The 25,230-nt window shown below is 35.6% G+C and carries 23 protein-coding genes and 2 pseudogenes; 13 read left to right on the forward strand and 12 right to left on the reverse strand.

Features of this window, described 5'->3' with window-relative positions; all coding sequences use genetic code 11:
- Positions 1–979: 979 nt before the first annotated feature.
- The 3 genes and pseudogenes from rluB to ACZ5QH_RS03840 form a co-directional block, all read right to left on the reverse strand.
- Positions 980–1,867 (reverse strand): annotated as a pseudogene (rluB, locus tag ACZ5QH_RS03830) (23S rRNA pseudouridine(2605) synthase RluB); the annotation flags it as partial.
- Positions 1,868–1,908: 41 nt separating this feature from the next.
- Positions 1,909–2,499 carry an SMC-Scp complex subunit ScpB gene (gene scpB, locus ACZ5QH_RS03835; protein ID WP_004722881.1) on the reverse strand — a complete coding sequence of 197 codons (591 nt, stop codon included), beginning with the start codon at positions 2,497–2,499 and terminating at the stop codon, positions 1,909–1,911.
- Positions 2,496–3,287, reverse strand: coding sequence for a segregation and condensation protein A (locus ACZ5QH_RS03840; protein WP_004819259.1), 792 nt, complete (start codon positions 3,285–3,287; stop codon positions 2,496–2,498). The genes scpB and ACZ5QH_RS03840 overlap by 4 nt, the downstream gene beginning before the upstream one ends.
- 631 nt (positions 3,288–3,918) lie before the next feature.
- Here ACZ5QH_RS03840 and ACZ5QH_RS03845 point away from each other — a divergent pair.
- The 3 genes from ACZ5QH_RS03845 to ACZ5QH_RS03855 are packed head-to-tail and all read left to right on the forward strand — an operon-like array spanning position 3,919 to position 9,123.
- Positions 3,919–6,807 carry a type VI secretion system Vgr family protein gene (locus ACZ5QH_RS03845; RefSeq protein WP_303576791.1) on the forward strand — a complete coding sequence of 963 codons (2,889 nt, stop codon included), beginning with the start codon at positions 3,919–3,921 and terminating at the stop codon, positions 6,805–6,807.
- A gap of 2 nt (positions 6,808–6,809) precedes the next feature.
- Positions 6,810–8,423, forward strand: coding sequence for a glycoside hydrolase family 19 protein (locus ACZ5QH_RS03850; RefSeq protein WP_303576792.1), 1,614 nt, complete (start codon positions 6,810–6,812; stop codon positions 8,421–8,423).
- The gene (locus ACZ5QH_RS03855; RefSeq protein ID WP_303576793.1) at positions 8,410–9,123 is read left to right on the forward strand and encodes a hypothetical protein; all 714 of its coding nucleotides are present in this window, start codon (positions 8,410–8,412) and stop codon (positions 9,121–9,123) included. Before ACZ5QH_RS03850 ends, ACZ5QH_RS03855 begins: the two co-directional genes overlap by 14 nt.
- A 210-nt stretch (positions 9,124–9,333) precedes the next feature.
- Here ACZ5QH_RS03855 and ACZ5QH_RS03860 read toward each other — a convergent pair whose 3' ends face one another.
- Positions 9,334–9,531 carry a hypothetical protein gene (locus tag ACZ5QH_RS03860; protein WP_303576794.1) on the reverse strand — a complete coding sequence of 66 codons (198 nt, stop codon included), beginning with the start codon at positions 9,529–9,531 and terminating at the stop codon, positions 9,334–9,336.
- A 261-nt stretch (positions 9,532–9,792) separates the two neighbouring features.
- On the opposite strand from ACZ5QH_RS03860, the gene ACZ5QH_RS03865 reads away from it, so the two are divergent.
- The 4 genes from ACZ5QH_RS03865 to ACZ5QH_RS03880 all read left to right on the forward strand — a co-directional run bounded on the left by ACZ5QH_RS03865 (position 9,793) and on the right by ACZ5QH_RS03880 (position 13,721).
- A complete protein-coding gene (locus tag ACZ5QH_RS03865) occupies positions 9,793–10,770 on the forward strand; it encodes a DUF1852 domain-containing protein (protein ID WP_034610135.1) in 978 nt (325 codons plus the stop codon).
- 28 nt (positions 10,771–10,798) lie between these two features.
- Positions 10,799–11,827 carry a methionine synthase gene (locus ACZ5QH_RS03870; RefSeq protein ID WP_004819267.1) on the forward strand — a complete coding sequence of 343 codons (1,029 nt, stop codon included), beginning with the start codon at positions 10,799–10,801 and terminating at the stop codon, positions 11,825–11,827.
- Between the two features lie 195 nt (positions 11,828–12,022).
- Positions 12,023–12,514, forward strand: a complete 492-nt coding sequence (locus tag ACZ5QH_RS03875) for a flavin reductase (protein WP_004722874.1) — start codon at positions 12,023–12,025, stop codon at positions 12,512–12,514.
- Between the two features lie 652 nt (positions 12,515–13,166).
- Positions 13,167–13,721, forward strand: coding sequence for a TetR/AcrR family transcriptional regulator (locus tag ACZ5QH_RS03880; RefSeq protein WP_262780609.1), 555 nt, complete (start codon positions 13,167–13,169; stop codon positions 13,719–13,721).
- A 298-nt stretch (positions 13,722–14,019) separates the two neighbouring features.
- Here the strand turns inward: ACZ5QH_RS03880 and ACZ5QH_RS03885 are convergent, their stop codons facing one another.
- The 4 genes from ACZ5QH_RS03885 to ACZ5QH_RS03900 are packed head-to-tail and all read right to left on the reverse strand — an operon-like array spanning position 14,020 to position 16,795.
- Complete coding sequence (locus ACZ5QH_RS03885) at positions 14,020–14,652, reverse strand: hypothetical protein (RefSeq protein WP_303576795.1); 633 nt, start codon at positions 14,650–14,652, stop codon at positions 14,020–14,022.
- Between the two features lie 54 nt (positions 14,653–14,706).
- Positions 14,707–15,189 (reverse strand): hypothetical protein, encoded by a 483-nt coding sequence (locus tag ACZ5QH_RS03890; protein ID WP_303576796.1) that lies wholly within the window; start codon positions 15,187–15,189, stop codon positions 14,707–14,709.
- A 53-nt stretch (positions 15,190–15,242) separates the two neighbouring features.
- Positions 15,243–15,809, reverse strand: coding sequence for a hypothetical protein (locus ACZ5QH_RS03895; RefSeq protein WP_303576797.1), 567 nt, complete (start codon positions 15,807–15,809; stop codon positions 15,243–15,245).
- On the reverse strand, positions 15,806–16,795 hold the full coding sequence (locus tag ACZ5QH_RS03900; RefSeq protein WP_303576798.1) for a hypothetical protein: 990 nt from the start codon (positions 16,793–16,795) through the stop codon (positions 15,806–15,808). The genes ACZ5QH_RS03895 and ACZ5QH_RS03900 overlap by 4 nt, the downstream gene beginning before the upstream one ends.
- A 399-nt stretch (positions 16,796–17,194) precedes the next feature.
- Here ACZ5QH_RS03900 and relB (ACZ5QH_RS03905) point away from each other — a divergent pair, with 399 nt between their 5' ends.
- The 6 genes from relB (ACZ5QH_RS03905) to relB (ACZ5QH_RS03930) all read left to right on the forward strand — a co-directional run bounded on the left by relB (ACZ5QH_RS03905) (position 17,195) and on the right by relB (ACZ5QH_RS03930) (position 22,318).
- Entirely contained in the window at positions 17,195–17,332 is a 138-nt protein-coding gene (gene relB / locus ACZ5QH_RS03905) for a type II toxin-antitoxin system RelB family antitoxin (protein ID WP_228270256.1), read from the forward strand.
- Positions 17,333–17,603: 271 nt separating this feature from the next.
- Positions 17,604–18,713, forward strand: a complete 1,110-nt coding sequence (locus ACZ5QH_RS03910) for an AcrVA2 family anti-CRISPR protein (RefSeq protein WP_151812457.1) — start codon at positions 17,604–17,606, stop codon at positions 18,711–18,713.
- A 208-nt stretch (positions 18,714–18,921) separates the two neighbouring features.
- The gene (locus ACZ5QH_RS03915) at positions 18,922–19,743 is read left to right on the forward strand and encodes a hypothetical protein (protein ID WP_303576799.1); all 822 of its coding nucleotides are present in this window, start codon (positions 18,922–18,924) and stop codon (positions 19,741–19,743) included.
- Between the two features lie 1,273 nt (positions 19,744–21,016).
- On the forward strand, positions 21,017–21,523 hold the full coding sequence (locus tag ACZ5QH_RS03920; protein WP_151810627.1) for a hypothetical protein: 507 nt from the start codon (positions 21,017–21,019) through the stop codon (positions 21,521–21,523).
- Between the two features lie 33 nt (positions 21,524–21,556).
- Complete coding sequence (locus ACZ5QH_RS03925) at positions 21,557–21,976, forward strand: hypothetical protein (protein ID WP_151810626.1); 420 nt, start codon at positions 21,557–21,559, stop codon at positions 21,974–21,976.
- Between the two features lie 162 nt (positions 21,977–22,138).
- The gene (gene relB, locus ACZ5QH_RS03930) at positions 22,139–22,318 is read left to right on the forward strand and encodes a type II toxin-antitoxin system RelB family antitoxin (protein ID WP_151810625.1); all 180 of its coding nucleotides are present in this window, start codon (positions 22,139–22,141) and stop codon (positions 22,316–22,318) included.
- A gap of 77 nt (positions 22,319–22,395) precedes the next feature.
- On the opposite strand, the pseudogene ACZ5QH_RS03935 reads toward relB (ACZ5QH_RS03930), so the two are convergent.
- The 4 genes and pseudogenes from ACZ5QH_RS03935 to tnpA all read right to left on the reverse strand — a co-directional run.
- A pseudogene (locus ACZ5QH_RS03935) lies at positions 22,396–22,617 on the reverse strand (excisionase); the annotation flags it as partial.
- Between the two features lie 27 nt (positions 22,618–22,644).
- Positions 22,645–24,270 carry an IS66 family transposase gene (gene tnpC / locus ACZ5QH_RS03940; protein WP_068532879.1) on the reverse strand — a complete coding sequence of 542 codons (1,626 nt, stop codon included), beginning with the start codon at positions 24,268–24,270 and terminating at the stop codon, positions 22,645–22,647.
- Positions 24,271–24,344: 74 nt separating this feature from the next.
- The gene (tnpB, locus tag ACZ5QH_RS03945; protein WP_068523813.1) at positions 24,345–24,680 is read right to left on the reverse strand and encodes an IS66 family insertion sequence element accessory protein TnpB; all 336 of its coding nucleotides are present in this window, start codon (positions 24,678–24,680) and stop codon (positions 24,345–24,347) included.
- Positions 24,677–25,060: an IS66-like element accessory protein TnpA gene (gene tnpA, locus ACZ5QH_RS03950; RefSeq protein WP_034589178.1), complete on the reverse strand. Its 384-nt coding sequence runs from the start codon at positions 25,058–25,060 to the stop codon at positions 24,677–24,679. The genes tnpB and tnpA overlap by 4 nt, the downstream gene beginning before the upstream one ends.
- Between the last annotated feature and the right edge of the window lie 170 nt (positions 25,061–25,230).

Below are 25,230 nucleotides of genomic sequence, written 5' to 3' on the forward strand. Positions count from 1 at the left end.
TAGTAGCGCAAGGAGTATTTTATTGATATATAAAACGATTAAACTGATGCGTTTTGTTTGGGATAAATATACTTACGATAGATAGGTATAAGAATAGGCAGTAATAAAAAATGAAATAGGCTGGTTGCACAACTGATTAGAATAAAAGTGATTATATCGGGTGGTGAGTAAATCAGTATTATTACGCCATAGACTGGAATAACAATCGGTAAGATTGAACAGACTGTATAGCTAAGAAATGGTCTGCGAATGGCTGTTTCTGAGCAAAGTAAATAGGCATAGCTCCACATCCATAGGCCATAGATTGAGCATAAAATAACAACCTGAAAAAGTGGGTAACTATAATCCTGTGGTTTCTTTCTAAGAAAATTGATCAGATACTCTGAATAAAACAGCCCTTGATATGCTATCGATATAGACGCAATAAACCAGATAAGAAATAAGGGAATGAGGATCAGGTATTTTTTATTCATATTGTTATTACCATATTAAGATCATATTGCTTAAAGGGTTTTGCACTGTTTTGTTTACAACATAAGCTGAGGCATAGCCTACAGGAATATATTTAAACCTTAATACATGATGTAGCGCATAGTTTAAACGAAAAAAAGCCACTATTTAAAAATAGTGGCTTTTGCTCTTTAAGTCTATTTAAAACTTAGAACTTTTTAAAACCTTTTGTCACAACAAACGGTTTTTTCTTTTCAGGTTGTTCACTACGTTCTTGGCGATCTGAACGATCTAGACGCTCGTTTGGATTATAGCGGCCTTCTGAACGGTTACGGTTTTGTTGATTGCCATAACGGTTTTCAGAACGGTTGCTATTAAAACTATTACCACGGTTGTCAGCACGCTCATTGTTGTAGCTGTTGCCGCCAGAACGTGCTTTATTAAAGCGGTTTTCAGAGCGTTCATTGCGATTGTCAGTACGATTTTCAGTGCGGTTTTGACCATATTGGTTTGCACTTGGCTGAGCATCACGACGATCATTTTGATGGTTGTGAGCTTCTTCACCTTCGCTATCACGACGTTGTTGACGCAGGAACCCACCGCGACGCGCAGCCATAGGTTTGTCTTGCATACGTTCAGTACGACGTTTTGCCATACCAAATAAACCTGTGCCTTGACGTGGTTTCAGTTCAACAGCTTTGGTTAAATTATCGATATCAGTTTTATCAAGTTCCATCCAACGACCTGTACGAAGTTCACGAGGCAAAATCACAGTACCGTAACGAGTACGGAGCAAGCGACTTACTTTTAGACCTTGTGATTCAAAAATACGGCGAACCTCACGGTTACGACCTTCTTTTACAACGACTTGGTACCAGCGATTGATCCCTTCACCACCAATTTCAGAGAAAGATTCAAATTTTGCTGGACCATCATCTAAAACAACGCCATTTGTCATGTTGTTTTTGAGTTGAGGCGTTACTTCACCCATGACTCGAACTGCATATTCACGTTCGATTTCATTTGAGGGATGCATTAAACGATTGGCAAGTTCACCATCATTTGTAAAAAGTAATAAACCTGTTGAGTTGATATCTAGACGACCCACCATTACCCAACGGTCATTGGAAATCGGGGGTAAGTGATCAAACACAGTCGGGCGAGATTCTGGATCATTACGAGAACAGATTTCACCTTCAGGTTTGTAGTAAATCAATACACGACGACGAATTTCGTCTTCAATTTGGAACTGAACTTTACGACCATCGATGCGAAGCTCATCACCTGGTTCAATACGTTCGCCCACTTGAGCAACCTGCCCATTGACACTTACACGACCAGCGGCAATGACCTCTTCCATATAACGGCGAGAGCCCAAACCCACTCGTGCGAGTACCTTTTGCAATTTTTCACTCATGACAGCATAACCTTAGAAATAATCATCAACAGTGCACCTATTTAAGACTTGGCAGCTTGCGCATCCAAAATCATAAAAGCTTCCTTGGCATCCTGTAGGGGAGGCAATTGATCTAAAGACACTAGACCAAAAGCATTTAAAAATTGTGGCGTTGTCACTAACAACGCGGGTCTACCTGGGAGTTCTCGGTAACCAGATTCTTTAATCCAATTCCAATCAAACAAAGTCCTGAGTATTTGACTATTATTTGTAACCCCTCGTATTTGCTCAATATCAGCACGGGTTACTGGCTGATGATAAGCGATCACTGCAACTGTTTCTAACAGTGACGGCGATAATCGAGTTGGTCGATCTGGCCAAACTTGCGCAATCACGTTGCGGTATTTTGCCCGCACTTGAAAACGATAACCTTGAGCTGTTTCGACAAGTTCGATTGAACGACCATGTTGTAACACAGACAGTTGCTGTAAATACTGTTGCAACTGTTGTTTAGAATACTGATTTTGAAATGCTTCTTTTAAGCGAGCAAGCGATACAGGGGCATCACTTGCAAAAATAATCGCTTCAAGTTGCATCAGAACTTCGTGATGTAATTCATCAACATTAAAGGCATTATTTTGATCAATGGTCATGCCGTTGCTCCTTGAATTGCAAGCGGGGCCTCAACACCAGAAGAAATAATTTGGACTTTTTGCTGACGGGTCAGCTCCAAGATTGCCATAAATGTAACCACCATGCCCATTCGACCTTGGTTTGGCTTGAGTAATTCTTGGAAACTGAGAACTTCTCCAGATTCAATCATATATTCGATATAAGCAATGCGTTCTTCAAGTAATACAGGTTCTTGTTCAATCTTATGGGTTATGGGTTCAGGGCGGTTAAAAATGCAATACAACGCATCTTTTAACATCTCAACGTCATAACCTTCATACACTTTTGGAATATGACCAATCGCAACATGGGTCGCAAAAGTATCTCGGTCTAAAACAGGCATCTGGCCTAAACGTTCAGCTGCTTTTTTAATCCGTAAATAGGTCTCTAAGCGATCGATTAATTCCTGTTTTGGATCTTTTTCAATATGAATGGTTTTTGGTTTTGGCAATAACAAGCGAGATTTTAAATCTGCCAATAATGCTGCCATTACCATATAGTCAGCGGTTAACTCGATATTTAACGATTTCATACCGTCCATATAAGACAAGTATTGTGTTGCAATCGGGGCAATATCTAACTGTAAAAGATCGAAACCATTTTTTTGAATCAGATAAATTAAAAAGTCGAGTGGTCCTTCGAAATGTTCAAGCAGAATTTCGAATGCAGCAGGAGGAATATATAAATCCTCTGGAATTTCTTCTTGCCATTCATCCAATACACGGATGTTGGAAATGGATTCCATAGGATGCTGAGTTGCTTGAGTCATTACAGTTTATTAGCCACGCGAATTTTCAAAGGCATGTTTTATTCGTGTTACCACTCAATAGGTACAATAGGAGAGGGTGGTGACGAATTACAAAAAGATATTTGGCTTATTTTAATGGAAAAGTTAAGAGGAATACATTGTTTAATTATAAAAACCATAAAAAAACCTGAAAATAAATAGGGAATATTTCGTTTTGTGATGATTAAACTCGACTAAGCTACTCATTTTTATTGTAAAATTTTATATATTTTTAAGAAAAAATTTATCCATATTTTAATCGTATAATGTGAAGTGGATCAACTTTATATACTGGGTGGGTTTGAATACTAAGGAGCTTTGTTACATAGAACTGTCTATAAAGGCTGATATAGAAATATAATTTTTCAATAAATAAAACTGTATTTAAAATTTAAGCTGTATTAATAAAGAAAATATTCTTTATTAATACAGTAGCTTTCATAGCTGTTTAAATCAGGATATCAATACAGAATGGAGCAAGTAATTAAAAAAAAGCCAAAAGGAATTTAAAAATATTATTTAGTAAAAATTAATTAAAAAATAAAGTAAAGTAGATTAAATAGCAATTATTTTGATATTATTTATTTATTGTTAAGAAATACTACATAAAAATATGTTTAATAATATTCATTTTGCCCTTGAAAAACTTGGGTTGCCTGTACAAAAACGTGTTATTCATGCGCATTTCTCAAATTCTGTCTTAAATGATCAGGTGTTTCTACAACGTATTGATGGGGCACATGCAATCAATGAGGGTGTTCGGCTTCAACTCATCTGTCTTGCGACGTCAGCAATAATCCCTTTAAAAAGCTTTATTGGAACTCAAGCTGCAATCGATCTCGTCACAGATAAATCTGAATTAACCCGTATTTCAGGAATTGTGACTCAAGCTGATATTGGCGCATCTGATGGTTCTCTTACCATCTATCGTCTGATTGTCGAAGACCCAACAGCACTTTGGAAGCATCGTAGGAACTCTCGAGTATTTATGAATAAGTCGGTTGTGGATGTGATCCAGACCGTATTCCAAGAATGGGTACAACGCAGCCCGTTGTTTGCTTCAAGTCTAAGTTTAGATAAGAGCGGCCTAAGTAAAGACTATGATGTGCGTCCATTCATTATGCAGGCTTCTGAAAGTGACTTTGACTTCCTGACCCGTTTGATGAGAAGTGAAGGCATTAACTGGTTGATCGATGAAGCCCAACTTAAAGTATCGAGTTTCAGTGAACAAATTCAAGCACAAAAGCTTCGTTTAATTGACAACAATACTCAATACACCAGCTTAGAACGCAAAAGCATCCGCTTTCATCGTAGCAGTCCCACCGAAAGGCAAGACAGCATTATCTCATTTATTGGACAGCGTTCTATTCAGCCTACATCAGTACATATTCAACGTTGGCAAGCCGATGTATTAGATATAGATGAAGGTGCAGGCAATGTACAAAGTAAGCATCAACATAGTGAAAACTACGACAATGCAAGTTTAGCTCTTGAGCAAGTTTGGCACTTTAGCCCAGCATGGATCCAAGATCTCAAGGGCGAAGATGGTGCAACTCCATCAGGCAGCAGTCAGGTTGAACGCTTTAACCAAAATATGAGTAACTACTATGACTCACAAGCCAAACAATTTACCGCAATATCTACAGTACGTGATGCACATGTGGGTTATGTCTTTGAATTAAACGGGCATCCCGAAATTGATCAACACGATTTTTCCGATAAGCAATTTCTGATTACATCGAAACACTTTTATAATCAAAACAACCTACCAAAAGACCTAACCAATCAGGTTGAAAATTTGCTTAAGCAAAGCAATTGGCAAATAACCAATATCACGACAAACAATAGTGATGAACTCCAAGCCAATCAGTTGGTGCTACAACGCCGTAATATTGCGATCGTTCCAGAATACAATCCATTAAAACATCGTCCAATTGTATCACCACAACGTGCCAGAGTGGTTGGACCAAGTGGAGAAGAAATCCATGTGGATGAGTGGGGACGGATCAAGGTTCGTTTTTTGTTTACCCGCAATCAAGATCATAGCCACGATGGTGGTGCCGGTTCTAATGACAACGACACCGATTCAGCTTGGGTGGATGTACTGACGCCGTGGGCTGGTGAAGGCTATGGTGCACGATTCTTACCGAGAATCGGAGAGGTCGTCGTTATAGATTTTTTTGATGGCAACATTGACAGGCCGTTTGTGGTGGGGCGTATTCATGAAGCGCATCGTTATCCAAGCAAGTTTGATGACAAAGGTAAACTGCCTGATACCAAAAAACTGGCAGGAATGAAAAGTCGAGAGTATAAAGGCAGTGGCTATAACCAACTTAGATTTGATGATACTACTGAGCAAATCAGTAGTCAGTTACAGAGCAGTCATGGGGAGAGTCAACTCAACCTCGGTAATTTAAGTCATCCCAAAGAGACAGACACCAGCGAAGGACGAGGTGAGGGTTTCGAGCTGAGAAGTGACCAGTGGGGTGCAGTAAGAGCAGGACAAGGTTTACTACTGAGTACTTATGCTCAGGATTCTGCTTCGGGTAATCACCTTGATGTGTCAGCAGGCAAAAATCAATTAGAAAGTAGTCTAAATAATTCCAAAGCATTGAGTGAAGTTGCCAAGAATCAACAGGCTGATCCTTTAGAAAACTTAGATCATTTGAAATCGTTTATTTCTGCTTTGGAAAAAGATGACTCAGATGAAGCCAAGAACCAAGCCGATGCGTTTAAACAGGCGTTAATGATATTGGCTTCACCAAACTCAATTGCGCTTACCAGTAATGAAGATATTCATCTTTCAGCAGATGGGCAAATCAGTCATACAGCAGACAATAGTATTAACCTAAGCACCCAAAAGAGCTTTTTAGCACATGCACAAAACAAGATTAGTTTGTTTGCAGCACAAGAAGGGGCAAGGTTATTTGCAGGTAAAGGTAAAATTGAAATTCAAGCGCAGGGAGATGGTGCTGATGTCATTGCACGTAAAGGCATTCAAATCATTTCTACAGAGGATACAGTTTATATCATTAGCCCTAAAGAGATTCGATTGGTTGGGGATACTTCTGAGGTAAGGATCAATGGTTCAGGTGTATTTGCGACGACACCAGGATTGTTTGAGGTGAAGTCGGGGCAGCAGAAGTTTGAAGGAGGAGTACATGTACCTAATTTTAAAGTAAGTTTACCAACACCTAAAACACTTTACAGTAATAAAATTGATTATAACTGGAGTGACAATATTGGTAATGACAAGGAAATTTTTGTTCTAAATAAACATAATAATTATTTAATAAAATCTAAAATTGATAAATTGAATGATAAAAATAATATGAGTTCTTTACGCTTTTATACACCTGAAGAGACTGATTTTATTGCATTAGGGTTTGATTCATCATATGTTTCTTTAGTGCAAAAACGATTAGATGGAGAAAATATAGATGAATTATTAGATGAAGCATTATCGAACGGTGATGATGTTTATTCTGAAGAGGATTTTTAGTAATGTCTGAATTAAAAACAATTACAGTAAAATTCTTTGATAGTTCTGGGAAATATGTAGTCAATTTAAGTGTCAAATCTAAATATAAGGGGTCATCTAAAGATAATCCTCAGAAAACGAATTCGCATGGGTTGTTTGTATTTCAAGCTTCACCAAATAGAACGATTGAAATCCTTGTTCAACCACCTAATCAGCAAGGTTATACTGTATTTAAAACAATCAATTCTTCTGTAATATCATCTGAAGATAATCCTATTAGAATTCAATTGCCAAAGACGATTGACGAATATAAACAAAGCAATAGGTCTCCTACGAACAAAGGAGTAGTTAGTACTTTATTTAAAGTTGTTGATAGTAATGGAAAAGTTATGGTTAATTTTCCGATTCAATCTAGACCAAAAGGAAAAGGAAACTCTCCAGATAAATATACGAATAACCAAGGAATAGTAGAAGTTCTATCATCTGCGAATCGAGATATTGAAGTTTTAGTACTTACATCAACTGATCAATTTCAGCTTAAGTTTTCTGGGAACTCAGGAAATGGGATAAAGCAACCAATATTACTTAAACTAAATGAACCATATGATAGCTTTAAAGGTGTTACATTAATAAAAGTATTAGATAAATCAGGACAGCGTTATGCAGTTAATGATGTTGATGTTGAGATGATTTTTAACAATAATCAAAAAAAGAATCTTAAAGTTAAAAATGGACAATTAAAGTTAATTAACTGGGTTGGTCAAAAAATTAAATTAACTATTTTAAAACCAGATGGAACTCCTTTAGATTCTGTGAGCTTTATGGTCAGAAGAGTTAAAGAGGAATTTATTGATTTACAATTAAGTGTAGATATTTTGAGTGGAAGAACAGCAACAAATGATCCTAATATTCCTAGACGTATAGAGGATAGTATTTCAGGAGAAATAATTTCTTTAAGCTTTTTTAAGGAGGTATATGGTTCTCGAAAGTTATTTTGGAAAGAAGGAATGAACGGGAAACCGACACAGAATACTACTCCTGAACAATTTGTACTCGCCTTAAATAAGGGATTACTAAAATATAAAATGACAGACAAGCTTATGCTTTGTCATTTTCTTGCTCAGATCTACCATGAATGTGATCATTTTTATACATTAATCGAGTATGCGAGTGGGAGAGATTACGACATTTTAACTTTTCCTCCCTCTGTATGTGACATTCCAAAAAGTAGAGCGTGTAGAAGGCGTAAACAAATAATAAAAGAAGGTAATACTACGCCGGGTGATGGACCAAAATATAGAGGGCGAGGTTTAATTCAATTAACGTGGAAAAGTGCATATATTTTATATAAAAACTATTCAGGGCTTGATGTGGTAACAAATCCGGACTTACTTTGTAACGATCTTTTTCATGCTGTAGAAAGTGCTGTATGGGCTTTTAATGAATTTAAAAATGCGGATAATTTGGTTCGGAAAGGATATAGTGATTTAAATGGGACTTATACCGATTCTCATCATTTACAAGTTGTAGATAAAGTAAGCAGAAGGATTAATGGTGGTACAGTAGGTTTAGCTGAGCGGAAAAGTTTATTTTTAAAAATATTAAGAGAGGTTGAGAAAAGAAATGGGTTTAAGTAAAAAAATCTTTTTAACAGTAGCTCTTTTATGCTCACCACTAACTTTTGCTGATAGTGATAGCCTAGTAAAGGATAATCATAAAGTTTATTTTAAACAGGGTTCCCTGAAAATTTTCCTATTTGATGATGTTAATTATTGTTTTGATAAAGATGCTTTTTCAGTGGAGAGTTTAACGAATGACAAAAGGAAATATTTGTTTGTAAACTATACAGATGATTGCAATCCTAGTGGAAAGTATCAAATATTCGATATATCAAATAATAAAGCTCATAAGTTTTATTTGAGTCCATTATACGATCCAGAAGTTATAAATGATAAAAAACAAATTATTGAAAGGTTTAAAGATGGCCCTATAAGTTACACACGTATATACAAGTTGAAAAATGATAGATATTCTTTGCAAGAAGAATTAAAAACATTAAGTGATAATCTTAATATAAGTGTTATTTATTATAATAAATCAACTATTTACTCTCTAAAAGACAATTCAAATCAAACAGTAAAAAATATAAAAATAAATTTACCTAAAGTATTTATTCTTGATAAAAATTATATAAAAACAAATGCTTACATTGTAAAAAATGATAAAGTAACAATAAAGAATATTATTAAAAATAGTGACTCATTATACCTTCATGTTGAATATTATGGAAAAACTAAGACAACAGAAGGATATATTAAATTATCTGATATTTTTTAGGAGTTTAGTCATAATTACGTTTGAGATTCATCATCAAAAAATATTTACCATAACCATATAATTTTAATTGATATTTATCGAGCTGGCTGCTTTTAGCAAATTTAATATTTATAAAGAGGTTATTAAATGATGAGTATAAGTCATTAGTAGATGAAGATTTTTTGCTGACAGCAGTTACCCAACAGTCCCACAATGGAAAAAGTTAAATGATCAATCTAAATAATATTTTTGATCTCCATTTCTTCTCAATTTCCTAAGCCAAGTAAAAAGCCCAATAGCAACCAACACAATAAGATACAACACATTGGCAATCAGATCAGTTTGTTTATATACGCTTTTAACAGCATTTTGATTACTCATCAATTGAGTTTTGATCAAACATCCCAGCCTCACAATCCATTTATTCATGTTACTCATCCCTAAACATGAATTTGGTTCACTTTTTTGTGAAATTATATCATTTTTATTCATGTACGGATTGCGGTATAAATTACACCAAGCGCTTCACGATAGACAAGATTATCGTTGATTCTGAATTGAGCGACCAAGTACAAGTCAGAAAATACGGGAAATACTATTGGCTGGATAGATCCAAAGAGAAATTGGATGGTTCAGAAAGAGCATGAAAAAAATTCAGGTTTATTTCAGAAATTAGGGTATCAGATCATCATGAGTAAAGATTTTACATTTACGATTAAGAGCATTAGTTTCGACGAAAACTATCATCCCTCTAATAATACGCGTATCACAACCAACTTTGCCAATTTAGCAAGAGGTGAGAGTCGCCATGACAATTTGCGCAATACCCTAACGATGATTGACAATCGTTTTAATGCCTTAGCGCATTGGGATAATCCAGAAGCAGATCGTTATTCTGTTGAGCTCGAAATCATTTCAGTTGATATTGATATCGAAGGCAACGGTGAGACTTTCCCTACGATTGAAATATTGAAAACCAATATTGTTGATCACAAAAATAATCAACGTATCGAAGGTATTGTGGGAAACAATTTTTCTTCTTATGTGCGTGATTATGATTTTAGCGTATTGCTGTTAGAACATAATAAAAATAAAGATCAATTTAGCTTGCCAGAAAACTATGGTGAGCTTCATGGGAAAATTTTCAATGCATTTGTAAATTCAAATGCGTATAAAGAAAACTTTAAAAAATCACCAGTGATTTGTCTTAGTGTTTCAAGTAGCAAGGTGTATCACCGTACTGCAAATGTGCATCCAGTATTGGGTGTTGAATATCTGCAAGATGAATATTCATTAACAGATGAATACTTTGGAAAAATGGGTTTGCAGGTTCGCTATTTTATGCCGCCAAATAGTGTTGCGCCTTTGGCATTTTACTTCCGTGGTGATTTGCTGAGTGATTACACTAACCTTGAGTTGATCGGTACTATCAGCACCATGGAAACCTTCCAAAAGATTTACCGACCTGAGATTTACAACGCGAATTCTGTGGCAGGTAAATCTTACCAACCAAGTTTAAAGCATCAGGATTATTCACTTACTCGTATTGTGTATGACCGAGAAGAGCGTGGCCAGTTGGCGATTAAGCAAGGCAAATTTACTGAAGAGCAGTTCATCAAGCCATACAAACATATCCTTGAGCAGTGGTCTGCAAATTACGTTGCTTAATTTACCTAGATAGACAAGATTATTGATTATGAAAATATTATTACCGACTTCAACTGCTGGCAGCCTGCCAAAACCTTCTTGGCTTGCCGAGCCTGAAAAACTTTGGTCACCTTGGAAATTACAAGATGAGCAATTAATTGAAGGCAAACAAGATGCTTTACGCTTGTCATTGCAAGAGCAACAACACGCAGGGATCGATATTGTCAGTGATGGCGAACAAACCCGCCAACACTTTGTCACCACGTTTATTGAACATCTGAATGGTGTTGATTTTGAGAAACGTGAGACTGTACGCATTCGTAATCGCTATGATGCAAGCGTACCAACTGTTGTCGGTGCTGTGTCTCGTCAAAAGCCTGTTTTTGTTGATGATGCCAAGTTTTTACGTCAACAAACCAATCAGCCGATTAAATGGGCGTTGCCTGGTCCAATGACCATGATTGATACGCTGTATGATGCGCATTATAAAAGTCGTGAAAAACTTGCTTGGGAATTTGCCAAAATCCTCAATGAAGAAGCCAAAGAGTTAGAAGCTGCGGGTGTGGATATTATTCAATTTGATGAACCTGCATTTAATGTGTTTTTTGATGAAGTCAACGACTGGGGTGTTGCGACTTTAGAAAGAGCGCTTGAAGGGCTTAAATGTGAAACTGCGGTGCATATTTGTTATGGCTACGGCATCAAAGCCAATACAGATTGGAAAAAGACTTTAGGTTCAGAATGGCGTCAATATGAAGAAGCTTTCCCTAAACTTCAACAATCTAAAATTGATATCGTGTCTTTAGAATGCCAAAACTCTCGTGTGCCAATGGATTTGATCGAATTGATCCGTGGTAAGAAAGTAATGGTTGGTGCTATTGATGTGGCAACCAATACCATTGAGACAGCAGAAGAAGTTGCCAACACATTACGAAAAGCACTTCAGTTTGTAGATGCGGATAAGCTTTATCCATCGACCAACTGTGGTATGGCTCCTTTATCTCGTGAAGTTGCAAGAGGCAAACTTAATGCTTTAAGTGCTGGCGCAGAAATCGTTCGTAAAGAACTTAGCCGCTAGTATTCAACGATATTGTGGTGTAAAAAGGGTGACCTGTTTGGGTGAATGGATATCCACGACCCAACGGGAAACCCTGATCACAATTTAGAGAACATCAGTTCTACTGAGAAACTCATCCAGATGCAGTGCCTACATGACGGAATAGCAGGGTAATGCTAAATCTAAAAAAGTACGGTTCAATTTAGGAACAATGAAATGATTGAAGCAACAGACTTTAGAAATGCAATGTCTTTGTTGACTAGTGCAGTCAGTGTCATTACCACGACAGGTTTGTCTGGTCGTTACGGATTTACTGCGTCTGCCGTATGTAGTGTGACGGATTCGCCTCCGACTTTATTGGTCTGTATGAATAAAGCGGCGAGTTCGCATGTGCATTTTGTTGAAAATAAAATTTTAACTGTAAATGTTTTAAGCGCACATCATCAGCATATTTCTAAAGCGTTTTCGTCTAAATTAAGCCCAGAAGAACGATTTAAACATGGCGTTTGGACAGAATTAGAAACTGGCGCACCGGTTTTAGATGATGCTTTGGTGAATTTTGATTGCGAGATTGAGCAAATTCAAGAAGTTGGAACACATACGATTTTTATTTGTCGTATTGTGGCAATTCAACAAAGTGAACATGATCAAAGCTTGGTTTATTTTAACCGCTCTTATCATCATGTTGGGCAGACTGAAGTTGCTTAAAGCCAGTTTGCTTAAAGCCAGTTTGCTTTTGGGTTTACGCCTTATGCCTAGAGCTAAAAATAATAAGGCGTGTTGATCGGTTGAATTGATCAAATACGCTGGTTTAATATAATCATAATCAATTATTTAATTGATTGAAAAATAATAATAATTTTAATGTTTTACACAAAATCCAACATTGACACCCGAAAATTCTCCGATTATTCTTTGCTGGCTGGCCTACATTGCCAGTCGGTTTTAGCAGACCGTTGCCTAAGTGCATTGAAAAAACTTGTTTTTTTGATGTAGACTCGTTCGTCCCCCTTTTGTTGCGGTAGGACGGGAGGGGGACGCCTCAGGGCGTGCTGATTCTTAGGTTCAGTCTGCTAACCCTCTTTCGTTCTGCCACCATAATTTTTTATACATTGGCAGAATTTTGAATTGTTCAGGAGTTGGCCATGTATTTTATTCGTACACCTTCAGATTAGTGTTTAGCACGGTTTAACAGCCTTTGGGCTTTTAGGCATTGGCTGGTTATACCTAAAAAATATCAACAATAAAACTTGAGATCCACTCTGGTTACCTTTTGAAGCCTTTGATGCTTCTTTGCTTATAACAAGATCGAGAGTGGTTTTTATCTCATTAAAACAAAAAATATTTATAGGGAAAATATATGTCAAATTTAGATATTTCATTTCGAGCTTTAAGGGTACTCGATACCTCTCGAAGACTCTTTAACCTATACGGTTTTCATCATGTTGGGGTAAACCGTATTATTGAGTCTGCCAGAATTCCCAAAGCCACGTTTTATAAATACTTCTATTCTAAAGAGCGTTTGATTGAAATGAGTTTAACCTTTCAAAAAGATGCACTGAAAGAAGAAGTATTTGCGCTGATTTATAAAAAGAAAGATTTTACTGTTTATGAAAAGCTTAAGCATATTTTCTTTTTACATGCCAATCTGGAAGGTTTTTATCATCTACCGTTTAAGGCTATTTTTGAAATTGAAAAGCGCTATCCCAATGCTTATCAAATCGTGGTTGAGTATCGACACTGGCTGATTGATGAAATTTATAAACTACTTTTAACCAGCAATGTGAATGCCTCAAAACAAGATGCACATATGTTCTTGTTTGTGATTGATGGAGCAATGGTTCAGCTTCAGGGTGAAAATAGTGTGGATGATCGGGAGAGGTTGGTGGGGTGTTTTTTAGATGGGTTGGGGTAGTGTTGTTTGGGGGGATATATCGTTATTTATGGTTGATAGGGGATATCTTTGGCTTCTATAAAAGATTATTTTCTCTTTTAAAAGAACCTTTATTAAGTGTTGTAATGTTCAAAACTGTAAATGGGATAATGTTATGATGAGTTCAATCTATTATAAATAGATCTTGTTTCTGAAGTTCATTTCTTACTTCTTGAAATGTTCTCATTATTGAGCGTTGCCTTATAAGCTTGAATGTTTTTAAAATATAAGTAGAGAACCTGAAATTTAAGAAATAATTTATAATAAATCTGACACTTTACTATGTTATGTTAGCTAATGATTTTCTTATTCCCTCAATATATCCATGATAAATATCCTTATCAATCTTTGCACATCCGCTATTAGTTATTAGAATAGTTCCTAATTCATTAAAGTTAGCTTGTAATTTTTCGATAGTAAATATTTTTCCATCAGTGATTAAATGACTAGCTTCTAATACATTTTTTTGACCTTTAATTAATGTTTTTGCTGATACGCCAGGCTTCAGCTCTAAACCACCAATCTGAATAGATTTAATAACAGCCTGTTTTTCAAGTATAATATTAAGATGATTAATCCACTCAAGAACATCAATTTTAAGTGGGCTAATTTTAAGTTCAAAATTAGAAGCCTGTAATAATTTACTAGTTAACCCTTGAATACCTCTGGGTGCATTAATAAATTCTAATCCAATAGGGGTGTCATCAGAAATCCTTATATCAAATTCTTTATAAGATATTCTATTATAATATGTCTCTTTACCAAAAGGATCTTTAACAATATCTTGATATTCAACCTTTTCTATGTATCTGGCTTCAATAAAGTTTTCTCTTACTCGATCAATGATAAAACCATTGACTTCATTTTCATTAAAAGAGAAGAGTTCAGTTAATTTTTTTGCTAACTGAGGCATAGTGATAGACCACTTTACTTTAAACCATTGATATCTGTTCATATCTTACTATTCTTATAATGATTCATCTAAGGATAACTTATCTAGAACGCTTCTTGCAGCTGTTTCTATTAAGCCAAGTAACTTCGTCTTATTTTCACCTTCAACAGGCTTGAAATTTTTAGTATATTCTGAAGTGTTAGCAATTCTCGTTGCGTACTTAGCTCCATATTTAAATATTGTTCCTTCTTTCCCATTTTCGAAAGATGCTTCAAATTGTACTAGAAAGTATGGGTCTTTTTTCTGCTTTGCTTTCCAAGTAATGGAAGTAATAAAAAAACCACCATCTCGTAATTGAGTATATTGTTCTGATGCAACCAAGTTTTCACCATTAAAAACGGCGCTATGAACTACCCCAATCATTTCTTGTTTTAAAGACATATCTTCATCAAATTCAGTATCATCTGCTGAATCCTCATTACTATCACCGAAACAGTCTACTTTTAGGTTAGTGACTGTTTCTAAATCAAAATCAGAAATGCTTGAAATTAATTGCATAAAGAATTTATTTCTTTCTTCTGGAGTTAATAGATGGCTAACCTCAATTCTTTTTATAGGAATTTCAGTTTTTTGTATATTTCTACTTTACTCTTAAAATTTTCGACTATATTAGTTGCCTTTTCCGTAGCTGGCATTCTAATAGTGGTTTGACCATCTTTACTTTCAATTTGTATACTTGCATCTTTGCGCTGTCTTTGAATAAGTCTGGTTTTTGAATAATCATACTCATCATACTCAGTGTTCATTACAACACCATCATTACCTTTTTGATGGAAAGTTACTTTTTCTTTCTTTTGCATATCCTTTTGATAGTCTTTTACAATCTCTTTTATTTCATCTACTGTTAATTCCGCTGGTAAAACAACAGATGTCATTTTTTCATTTCGCTTTTTATAATCTCTTTTCTCTATTAATCCTATTACATCATTATAATCATGTGTCCAAATGGAAATATCTTCTATAAGATCACTTCTTGTTGATTTTGGGGAAAAGAAAATACCTCTGTCTTTTGCTAGTTCATTTAAAGTTACATCTGTAATGCGTTGTTTTCCAGATGCTAGCAAAGAAAAAATATCATGATCAGTAGCACATAATTGTTGAAAAGATAATTTATTCATAGATCCATCCCGATCTCGATTTCTGAGAATGTGCTTTTGACTTGTGGCATTTTTGAAAATTTGATATTTCTAACTAAAATAGAAAAATCACTTTCTTCATTACTCTCAGTCATCTCTTCTATATACCGATCTACAGCCTTTTTGAAAATAGATGGTGCAGTAGGTGCTGAATCTAAAGTTCTAATCTGGATGTCAGTATCGTCAGATAAAACTTGATAATGTCTTAAATAATCAATTAAGTATATAAATTCTTCAGTGGTTTCTCCTTTTCGTTTATAAAAAATAATAAAACCTTTTCGATTATGTTCTTTTTTATATTCTAGAATAATCCATGGTCCTACAAGCATTTCTAAAGTGCTTGCCTTGGCTTTTTCTATTTGGACATTTGTTTTTCTAATTAACTGTGGGTAGAAGAACCTACACTGCTCTTGGTTTGGTAGTTTGTCTGTTCCAGATTTTCCTCTCATTAAGCACAAGTCATACCTAATATTATCTAGCCAAAAAATATCTTTAGGACCTAAAACTACGATTTTAGAGCCTTTAGGAATATCTAGTTGGTCCGTCTTAACTGATGATAATAAATTTGAAAAATCTTTGTCATATTCACCATCGTGATTATAGACGAAAAGCAGTCCACAAATTTCAGGAGTCACATGATCATGAACATAAAGTTCTCTCCATTCAGAACTTTTTTCTGCACATGAAACTTGTTTGGCTAAACTTTCAATAGCCTCTTTTATTGTATTGGCTTTGATTGTTCCTTTTGCATAACTTTTTAGATCACAATTGATATAAGTTCGTGATTGCGAATATGGCTCATCGTAATAAAATACAACGTCAGAAGGATGCGTTTTATTTCCATGCTTTTCTTTATCTTCACAAGACCAATTATGATTTGTTGTACCTGTTTTTTGCCAGAAAAATTCAGTAAATAATTCATCAGAAAGTATTTCTGCCATTTGTGCTATTTTTTCAGTTTCTGCCATTGTTTGCTCTGCTAACAAAAAATTATGCGACATTATTGTTTTAAAGTTATGAAAACTGGTCTAAGGAATAGTGAGCCAGTTAATTAATGACACCTGTCATGTTGCTTCATGACAGGTGTTGTGTCGTTTATGACAACTGATGTGTCATTCAACCGTCACGCGACACATATGTTGACATTCGTGTCTTATATAAAACAGATAGTTAGAAAGCTTAAAGACAGCCACTTTCATGAAAATACGACAGATAATATAACATTTTTTGAGAAAAACGACACATAAGATGACATTTTGATGAGCGACATATTTTGACGCTTAGTTTTAGGTTGGATATTGAAATTCTGTATAGTTATACTAAAATGAAAAAAATGATTAGATATTGAGAGAGCATCTCACAAGAATATAGTTTTTGACTCAACAGTATCCGAATTTGATAGCTCCTACCACCAAGAAAGATATAAAGCATGGTTTAAAGCGAAAGTTGAAAAGGCTTTGGCCGATCCCCATCCTGCCATTCCACACTATCAAGTTGTAGCATGATTATAAAAACGTCATGAGGAAAGAGTAGCAAAGCCAGTCGTTAATGTATGAGAGTAATAAGTTCCGTACTAAATTACTTAAATTTTATACACTTTGGGGCTTGCCTATACTTTCTAAAATTTCTTTTAGCTGTTCAGATGAGCAATCAAAATATCTAGTTCAGTTGGATCACTAGAGTCTTTTTTATACATAGTTTTTTGCATAACATCACCATTGTTTTTGATATGTGAAATTGATATGTTTTTTTTATATCATTTACAAGGCATTCGCTATGGGGCAAAAAGAACTAAGAGGTACACCAAAGCAGCTTATGAAGGTTGTTAAATCACAAGAAATATCACCAATTAAGGTTTTAGATGCGTTGTCTGCAAACTACCCCGAACTTTGGAAATATGTAAATACAGGGGTGTTAGATAATGGTGAGTTTGGTCACAAAGGTAATAGCGATGGACAAGTATTATTGGCGTATATTGCGTGGTGGTTCATCATATTGAGAATCAAACATCCTCGTTTGGCTGATAAAATGTTTCTCGCACACAAAAAGATTCAGATTGAACAAAAGCCAATCGTGCCAATTGACTTGCCATTCACTCTTATACCCGAAATAATGGCAATTGCCGATATAGGTACTTGGCGATATACAAAAGGCATATATAAGATTAATGATGACATTGCGCCTTTCTTGTTGAATGAGGATTTTAAAGGAAATATCCCACTTGATAGAATTAGTAGGCTACCTGAATGGTCAATTTATGTTGATTGTCGCAATCTAAAGTTATCTACATTCGGAAGAAAAATTGTAGGTTTTTGGGCTAGTATTAATTATTTCCCTTCTTCACTATATAAAGGACAAGAAATATTACATTTTACAATACTTTATGAGGATACGTTCGGAACAGATTTTAAAACCTGTATAAGTCTTGATGCTGATAATAAGTCTATTGAAGAAGATACAATAAAAATTAGTCAATGGTTTAAACAAGGTATTAGTGATGAAGCACTTGCAGAACTTGTCATGTTTAAAAATAAAGCCCTACAGATTATTTTATATATCTGTCAGGATGAACCAGATATTAGTGAAAATGGTAATGAAATTCTTGACCTGAATTTTAATCCAAAACCACAACGTATTAAGGGTAAAAATAAACTTTTTGAAGCCAAAAAGATTCGCTACTTTGATGTTGGAGAAAAAGATGGACGTTCGATTAAAGAAGCACTTAATGTCTATCATAATTCAGGAAAAACCCAAGCCCCTCACATAAGACGTGCTCATTGGCATGGCTTTTGGAAAGGCTCAAGAAAGAACAATGCACAAGAGTTTTTCTACAAGTGGGTTGCGCCTGTAATTGTAAATGGTGATTTGGCTCAAGATAAAAATTAGTATTAAAATTAATAAATTTCAAATAGTTAAATCCGCTAATGTATTTTAACTATCAAAAATTACTAAATATAGATCATGGCTTTGTGATTACATATAATTTAGGCTCTCACAATCGACTTTTTAATTCTTAGCATTCTCACCTAGTTTTGGTAATATTTAATTGATTTTTTTTATCATTTTTCCTAATTTTCATTCGAGCTTAAGTAATATGGCAGAGCCTTTAACCTATGCAACAAGTTTTTTTATAAAAATAATATCTTTTATTTTTGGTATTTTGTTTAAAAAACCATTTGAGTTGATTGGTAAATTTTTGTACTTAGAAGCATATAATGTTTCAACAACATATAATTTGTATTTAGAAATAAATAGAATATTTCGTCTTAGTCTGGGTGAAATTGTAGATTATGATATAAATTGGAGTGAAATTTATCTTAATAAGAAGCAACCTAACTGTACACTTCGTGTAAAAGCAAGAAATAATCAGTATTTTCATAAAATAACTTTTTGTATTACTGCCTCTTTGGATAATTTAAAGTATCAATCTGTTGTAGATATTTATGACGTATCTAACATGCCTTGTATAGTAGCTTTACCAAGTATTCCTCTTAGAAATATAGAAGTTAAAAATGACAGAATCTATGAACCCTTCAGTCGTGTTAAAATTGAAATAAAGGAAATATTTGATAAGGAGGGGAATGCTATTGATTTTAATTGGGATTTGAAGAATACGGTTTATCCTATTGATAATTTAGATAAATTTTTTACAAAAAAAGAAAGTGATGTCTATAAATGGGGGCAGTGGTGGAATTTAGATTTCTTAGAATCGGAAAAAGATGAGATATCAAGATATTTCCATGCTCATGCTTTTAACGCAAGATTTAAAAAATCAAAAAAAGTTTATTTTTGGAAGGCTCTAGCTTGGTTGGTAGATATACGATTTATTTTAAATATATGCTTCTGGAGTAGAAACATAATTTGGGCCAAACAAATAAAGAAAGCTTTTGAGAGATTTTTAAAAGAGTATCAATGAAGCGAATTATTTGGGCTCTAATTAATTGCTCTATATCCAAAACCCTTCAGATTTAATATATCTTCTCGTTTAAATAACTTAATTATTTTTGGCGTTCCTAAATATATAAGCTCAATTAAGCCTTGGTACTCTAATTTCTCACGTGAGATTTGTGCATGCCAAGAAGAGTGCTGGCTTCGGCGCCAGTAAGATACTTTTCTTTAATTTTAATACCTCATTGTGCTCATGTTTTACAATAAAATGCCAGCATAGAAAATCATGAAAATGAATAAAACCTGTACCAACCCAATATTGGTTAAACCAATCTTCTGGACAATTTAGCTGTTACTCTTATTTGGATAAATACATGGGATCAATAAAGATGTATCAAGTGAAATGAATTAATCTAAAACTGTAATTTTGCTAATTTTGATTATGAATAGATTACCCTAATGATTGAATAGTAGTTTTTAGAAACTAGTAGTACTGCAGCAGTCATAGTTATATATAGCTTAAATAAAAGCTAATAAACAGCAGATTGATGATGCTGCGCGACAACATTTAACGCAGTTGTTAGGGAAAGAGGTAGCCATTTAGACATAACTCTTATAAAGTAAAACATAGAATCGAATAGGAATAATTTTCCTATACAACGTTGACCACCTACTTTACATAACAGATAGATTCAACATTTGATATGACTAAAAAAGTGCGATGAACGATATCTTTTCGAAGGTTGCTACTCCACTCGTCCTCGACCAAAAATTCGAGTGGAGTAGCTGAATATCAACAATGGCATTACTGACATTATTGCTTTTTGATTCACCTTAAAGGTTACTCTATCGTTAATGCGATAGCAATAAAATGTACATTTATACAAATTGCTGAACGGCAAACTGTGACGCAAGAATGTATGATTGATTTAGACGTTACTTCAGTGATGCCCTCTAATTAAGAGGTTAATGACGGTGAACTATTTTCACTTGTTTGTGCAACTTGTCAGTTTTGTTGCTGATATGTTGCAGATAGTCAATGTATTTATAAGCTAAGATAATTGAACCGCTTGCTAGTGCAGGCGGTTTTTGTGTGTGTGATGATAGATACTTGTTTACGGATTGAAAATTGGTTTTCCGTTTATAATCAAGAACTCGTCTAGCCGCTGGTGGAAAAGCAAATACAACTTAAACATAATAAGACAAATGATTTAAATACCAAGGACTTACCTTAAGAAAAAAATACAAAATTTGTTAATTGTGTTATAGCTATGATTTATATAATTTTAAAGGTGTAATAAATGGACATTTGTAGTTTTGATTTTAACTTAGCTTCTAAGTTTATACCTCTGGTTACACCTATTGTTGCTATATGCATATTTAAAAAGTGGAAGAAACAGAAAGGAAGTGAAGTTATTGCTAATGAGTCTAAAGAAGCAATTAAAGACTTACTCGAGCTTTCTGTAATAAATTTGAATATAGTATATGAGGGTTCAAAAAGTAAGACAGAATTAGAGTCAAAGTTATCACGGTTTAAAGAAGTATCAGAAAAAGCTCATAGGGCTATGTTGTTTCTTAATACTGATCAGAATGTAGTAAAATTAGGTCAGTTATTACCTGAATATTTCATAAACAAAGAAAGTGTATATCATCCTATCAAAAATGTAGTTGGTTGTTCAGATGAGATGCAAATAGTGGAATTTATCCAATTAGAAGGAACAAAACAGAATACTTTACGGCTAAATAAATGTATAGATAAATTAATCACTATCTTATATCCATATTCAATCTATAAAAAAACCATTTAAAGTTTCATATTAGATTGCTTAAAGGAGGGCTCTATGGTTTTAGCTAAGTACAATCTTGAATGGTGTCAAAATTATGCAAAGCAGCATGAAGGTGAATGTCTTTCAAAAGAATATCTAGGTAGGCGAGTTAAACATCTATATAGATGTGAAAAAGGTCATGAGTTTTATGCCACGCCTGCCGTTCACATATATAAAAAATCTTGGTGCAATGAATGTAGTAATAGGGATGTTGCACATACTCTTGAATTCATTAAGGAGTTTATAGAAAATAAAGGCGGATTATTATTTTCTACAGAGTATCTTAATGTACGTCAAAAGCTTGAGGTGCAATGTGAAAAGGGGCATAAATGGAATCCAACTTTTCAAAATTTGTTTCATAATAACTCATGGTGTCCAGTTTGTTCTGGTACAGACAGACGTACCTATGGTAAACGTGTGAGAGTTAAAAGTTAATTTTAATCTTTGTTTTGTTGATACTCCAAAAATCAAAGGTTTGAGAGTAAGCTTGTATAATAATTCTTTTATATTTGTACAATTTAAATAAATTATGCGTCCTCTTATTAAAATGGACAAATTCTGCTAAAATTTTAATCATACATTGATCGGGAATCATACATGAACATTGATTTTGATCCTCTTGTTTCTGAGTTTGATAGCTCAGACCATGAAGCTAAATATAACGCATGGTTCAAAGCCAAAGTTAAGGAATCACTAGCAGATCAACGACCTGGAATTCCACATGATCAGGTGGTTGCTAGACTAAAAAAACGTCGTGATAAATATGCCCAAGGCTAAAAGTCAGGTGAAGTGCTAATATTGTTGATTATCAAATTTTATACCGATGTAAAAGATATTAAGTGGATTTTTGGACTCTAGTTAATTGCTCCATATCCTAATTCCTTTAGATTTATTATATCTTTTCGTTTAAATAACTTAATTATTTTTGGCGTTCCTAAATAAACAGGTTCAATTAAGCCTTGGGATTCTAAGTTTGTCACGTGAGATTTGTGCATGCCAAGAAGAGTACTAGCTTCTGTGCCTGTAAGATATTTTTTCTTTAATTTTAATACCTCATTTAGCTCATTTTTTTGTAAGCATCCGCTGAACCCCATGCCTATTTTTTAATTTGAGTTGGATTTCCAGCGATGTGGTAGTAATTCTTCTATTTGGGTCGCTTTATGCGTCGGCAGCCTTTTCAGCACATCACTGAGATAGGCATACGGATCCAACCCATTCAGCTTTGCTGACTGGATTAAAGTCATGATATTTGCCGCTCGCTGTCCACTGCGCAGCGAACCTGCAAATAGCCAATTCTTACGTCCCAACGCCCAAGGTCGCATCTGGTTTTCCACCCAATTATTATCTATAGGTAGATTGCCATCATCCAGATAGCGGCTTAAAGCTGGCCAACGCTTCAGAGTGTAATTGATGGCCTTGGCGGTGGGAGAACTCGATGGCACTGTCAGATGATGTTGGTTGAGCCATTCATATAGTTGTTGCATCACTGGTTGACTATGCAGTTGTCGGTATTCGCGGCGGTCTTCCGCTGTACCATCGGTCTTTTTCCTGAGTTCTGCTTCTATCGCATACAGTTTCTGAATCATCAGTAATGCCTGTTCAGCGATCTGACTTTTCCCAGTCACATGTAGCTCATGGAATTTACGACGTGCATGCGCCATGCAGCCCACCTCAATGACATCGCCTGATTTAAAGCGTGCTTTATAACCACTGTAATCATCACAGACCAGATGGCCCTGCCAGCCATTCAGGAACTCTTCTGCATGCTGACCTGAACGGCTATCCTGAAAGTCATAGATCACCGCTTGAACTGGATTGTACTGTGTAGTGGCATAGGCCCAGACATAACCTTTCTTCGGTTTTTTCTCATCATCACCCATCCGCATGATGGTGACTGGTGTTTCATCGGCATGGATCACCCGCTGTTGCAGCACCACCTGTTTTAAGGCATTCGCCAGAGGTTCCAGTTCCACACCGCAGCGACCAATCCAGTCAGATAAAGTAGATCTGGACAGATCAATGCCCGCCCGCTGATAGATCAGGCGCTGACGGTACAGCGGCAAATGATCGGCATACTTCGATACCAGCACATGGCTGAGCAGTTCAGGTGAAGCAATGCCTTTATCAATCACATAGGCGGGCATCGCTTGCTGAGTCAGGGTGTCACACTGATCACAGACCCATTTGCCACGCACATGCTGTTCCTTATAGAACTGTGCCGGTCTGAAATGCAGTTTTTCACTGATATCTTCGCCGATACGACGTAACTGGCAGCCACAACTGCATTGGGTTGATGCAGGTTCATGCTCAATACGGATGGTGTGTAGATGATCGGGTAGCAGTCGACGTTTAGGTTTATTGGTTTTGGCTTTCTGTGTCGCTGCATCGGTTTTATCTGCATTCAGCCGCTCCAGTTCCAAATCAACTGCTGCGATATCCTCTTCAACCGCTTCGTCCCACAGATGGATTTGTTTTGCGGTGAGATGTTCGTTTTTACTGCCAAATTTGTGCTGTTTAAATAGTGCGAGCTCATGCTCGTATTTTTGATTGAGAATAGAAAGATGTTGAACTTTAGAATCTAATTGCTGATTGGTGACTTCAAGATGTTGAACTCTGGCATCTAATTGCTGGTTTGATTGTGCTAGAGACTGATGCTGCAGCGCCAACTGTCTGGTGAATTCCAGCAGTTGTTCATGGGTCAGTTGGCTTAAGTCAGGCAGCGTATTCATGACCGCAGTATGCCTGAGGTCATGAAGATAATGAAATAGAACGTTTGGAGGATGGCAGAATGGTCGAGCTTGGTTTAGAGCATATTCACCACTTGCTGCAATCCAATTCTCTGCCAGGGCAAACCTTGGATTAATGCCTGTAACTGTTCCGGGCTGAGGGCCACGGTTTCACCTTGGTGAACTTGAGCCCAGTGAAATTTACCCTGTTCCAAACGCCGGGCACACAGCCAGATGCCCAGTCCATCATGTACCAGCACTTTCATGCGATGGCCACGTTTATTACAGAACAGGTAAGCACAATGCGGTTTGATGTAGCCAAAGGCTCTCACCACCTGAGCCATGGCCGTATCCATACCTGCACGCATGTCCATGGGCTGAGTAGACAACCAGATTTCATCAATGCGGATCATGTTGCAAGTGCCTTGAGTAATTCTGCCAAGGCAGGTATTTCTGATGTCTGCCATTTCAAGCCAATTTCTGCTTTTGAGTGGGGTAAAGTAATTTGAACCGTTAACATGTCAGTAGGAGTAGGATCTAATGGTGCAGAGCAAGATAAGGCAATAAATGCAGGTTTATTCGGTAGTGGTGAGCGATCATTCCCTGGCTTACCATCAATTAAGCGAATCCATTTGGATACAAGATTTGTATTCAATCCATGTTGCAAAGCGACCGAAGCAATTGAAACGTCCGGTGCTTTACAAGCCTGAACGATCTGCTGTTTAAATTCAGCACTGTATGTTCTTCGTTTTTTCGCAAGAGATGCGATGGATGTCTGGTGATTTGTAGTCATAAATTTTAGTCCCCACTTGTTTTTAAGTGGGGACTAAATTAAGGCTTATAGGATGAATTCATAAGGTGTGTTCAGCGGACGCTTACATTTTTTTCAATAAAATGCCAGTATAAAAAATCATGAACATGAATAAAACCTGTATCAACCCAATATTGATTAAACCAATTTTT

Source organism: Acinetobacter sp. Ac8 (assembly GCF_055392545.1).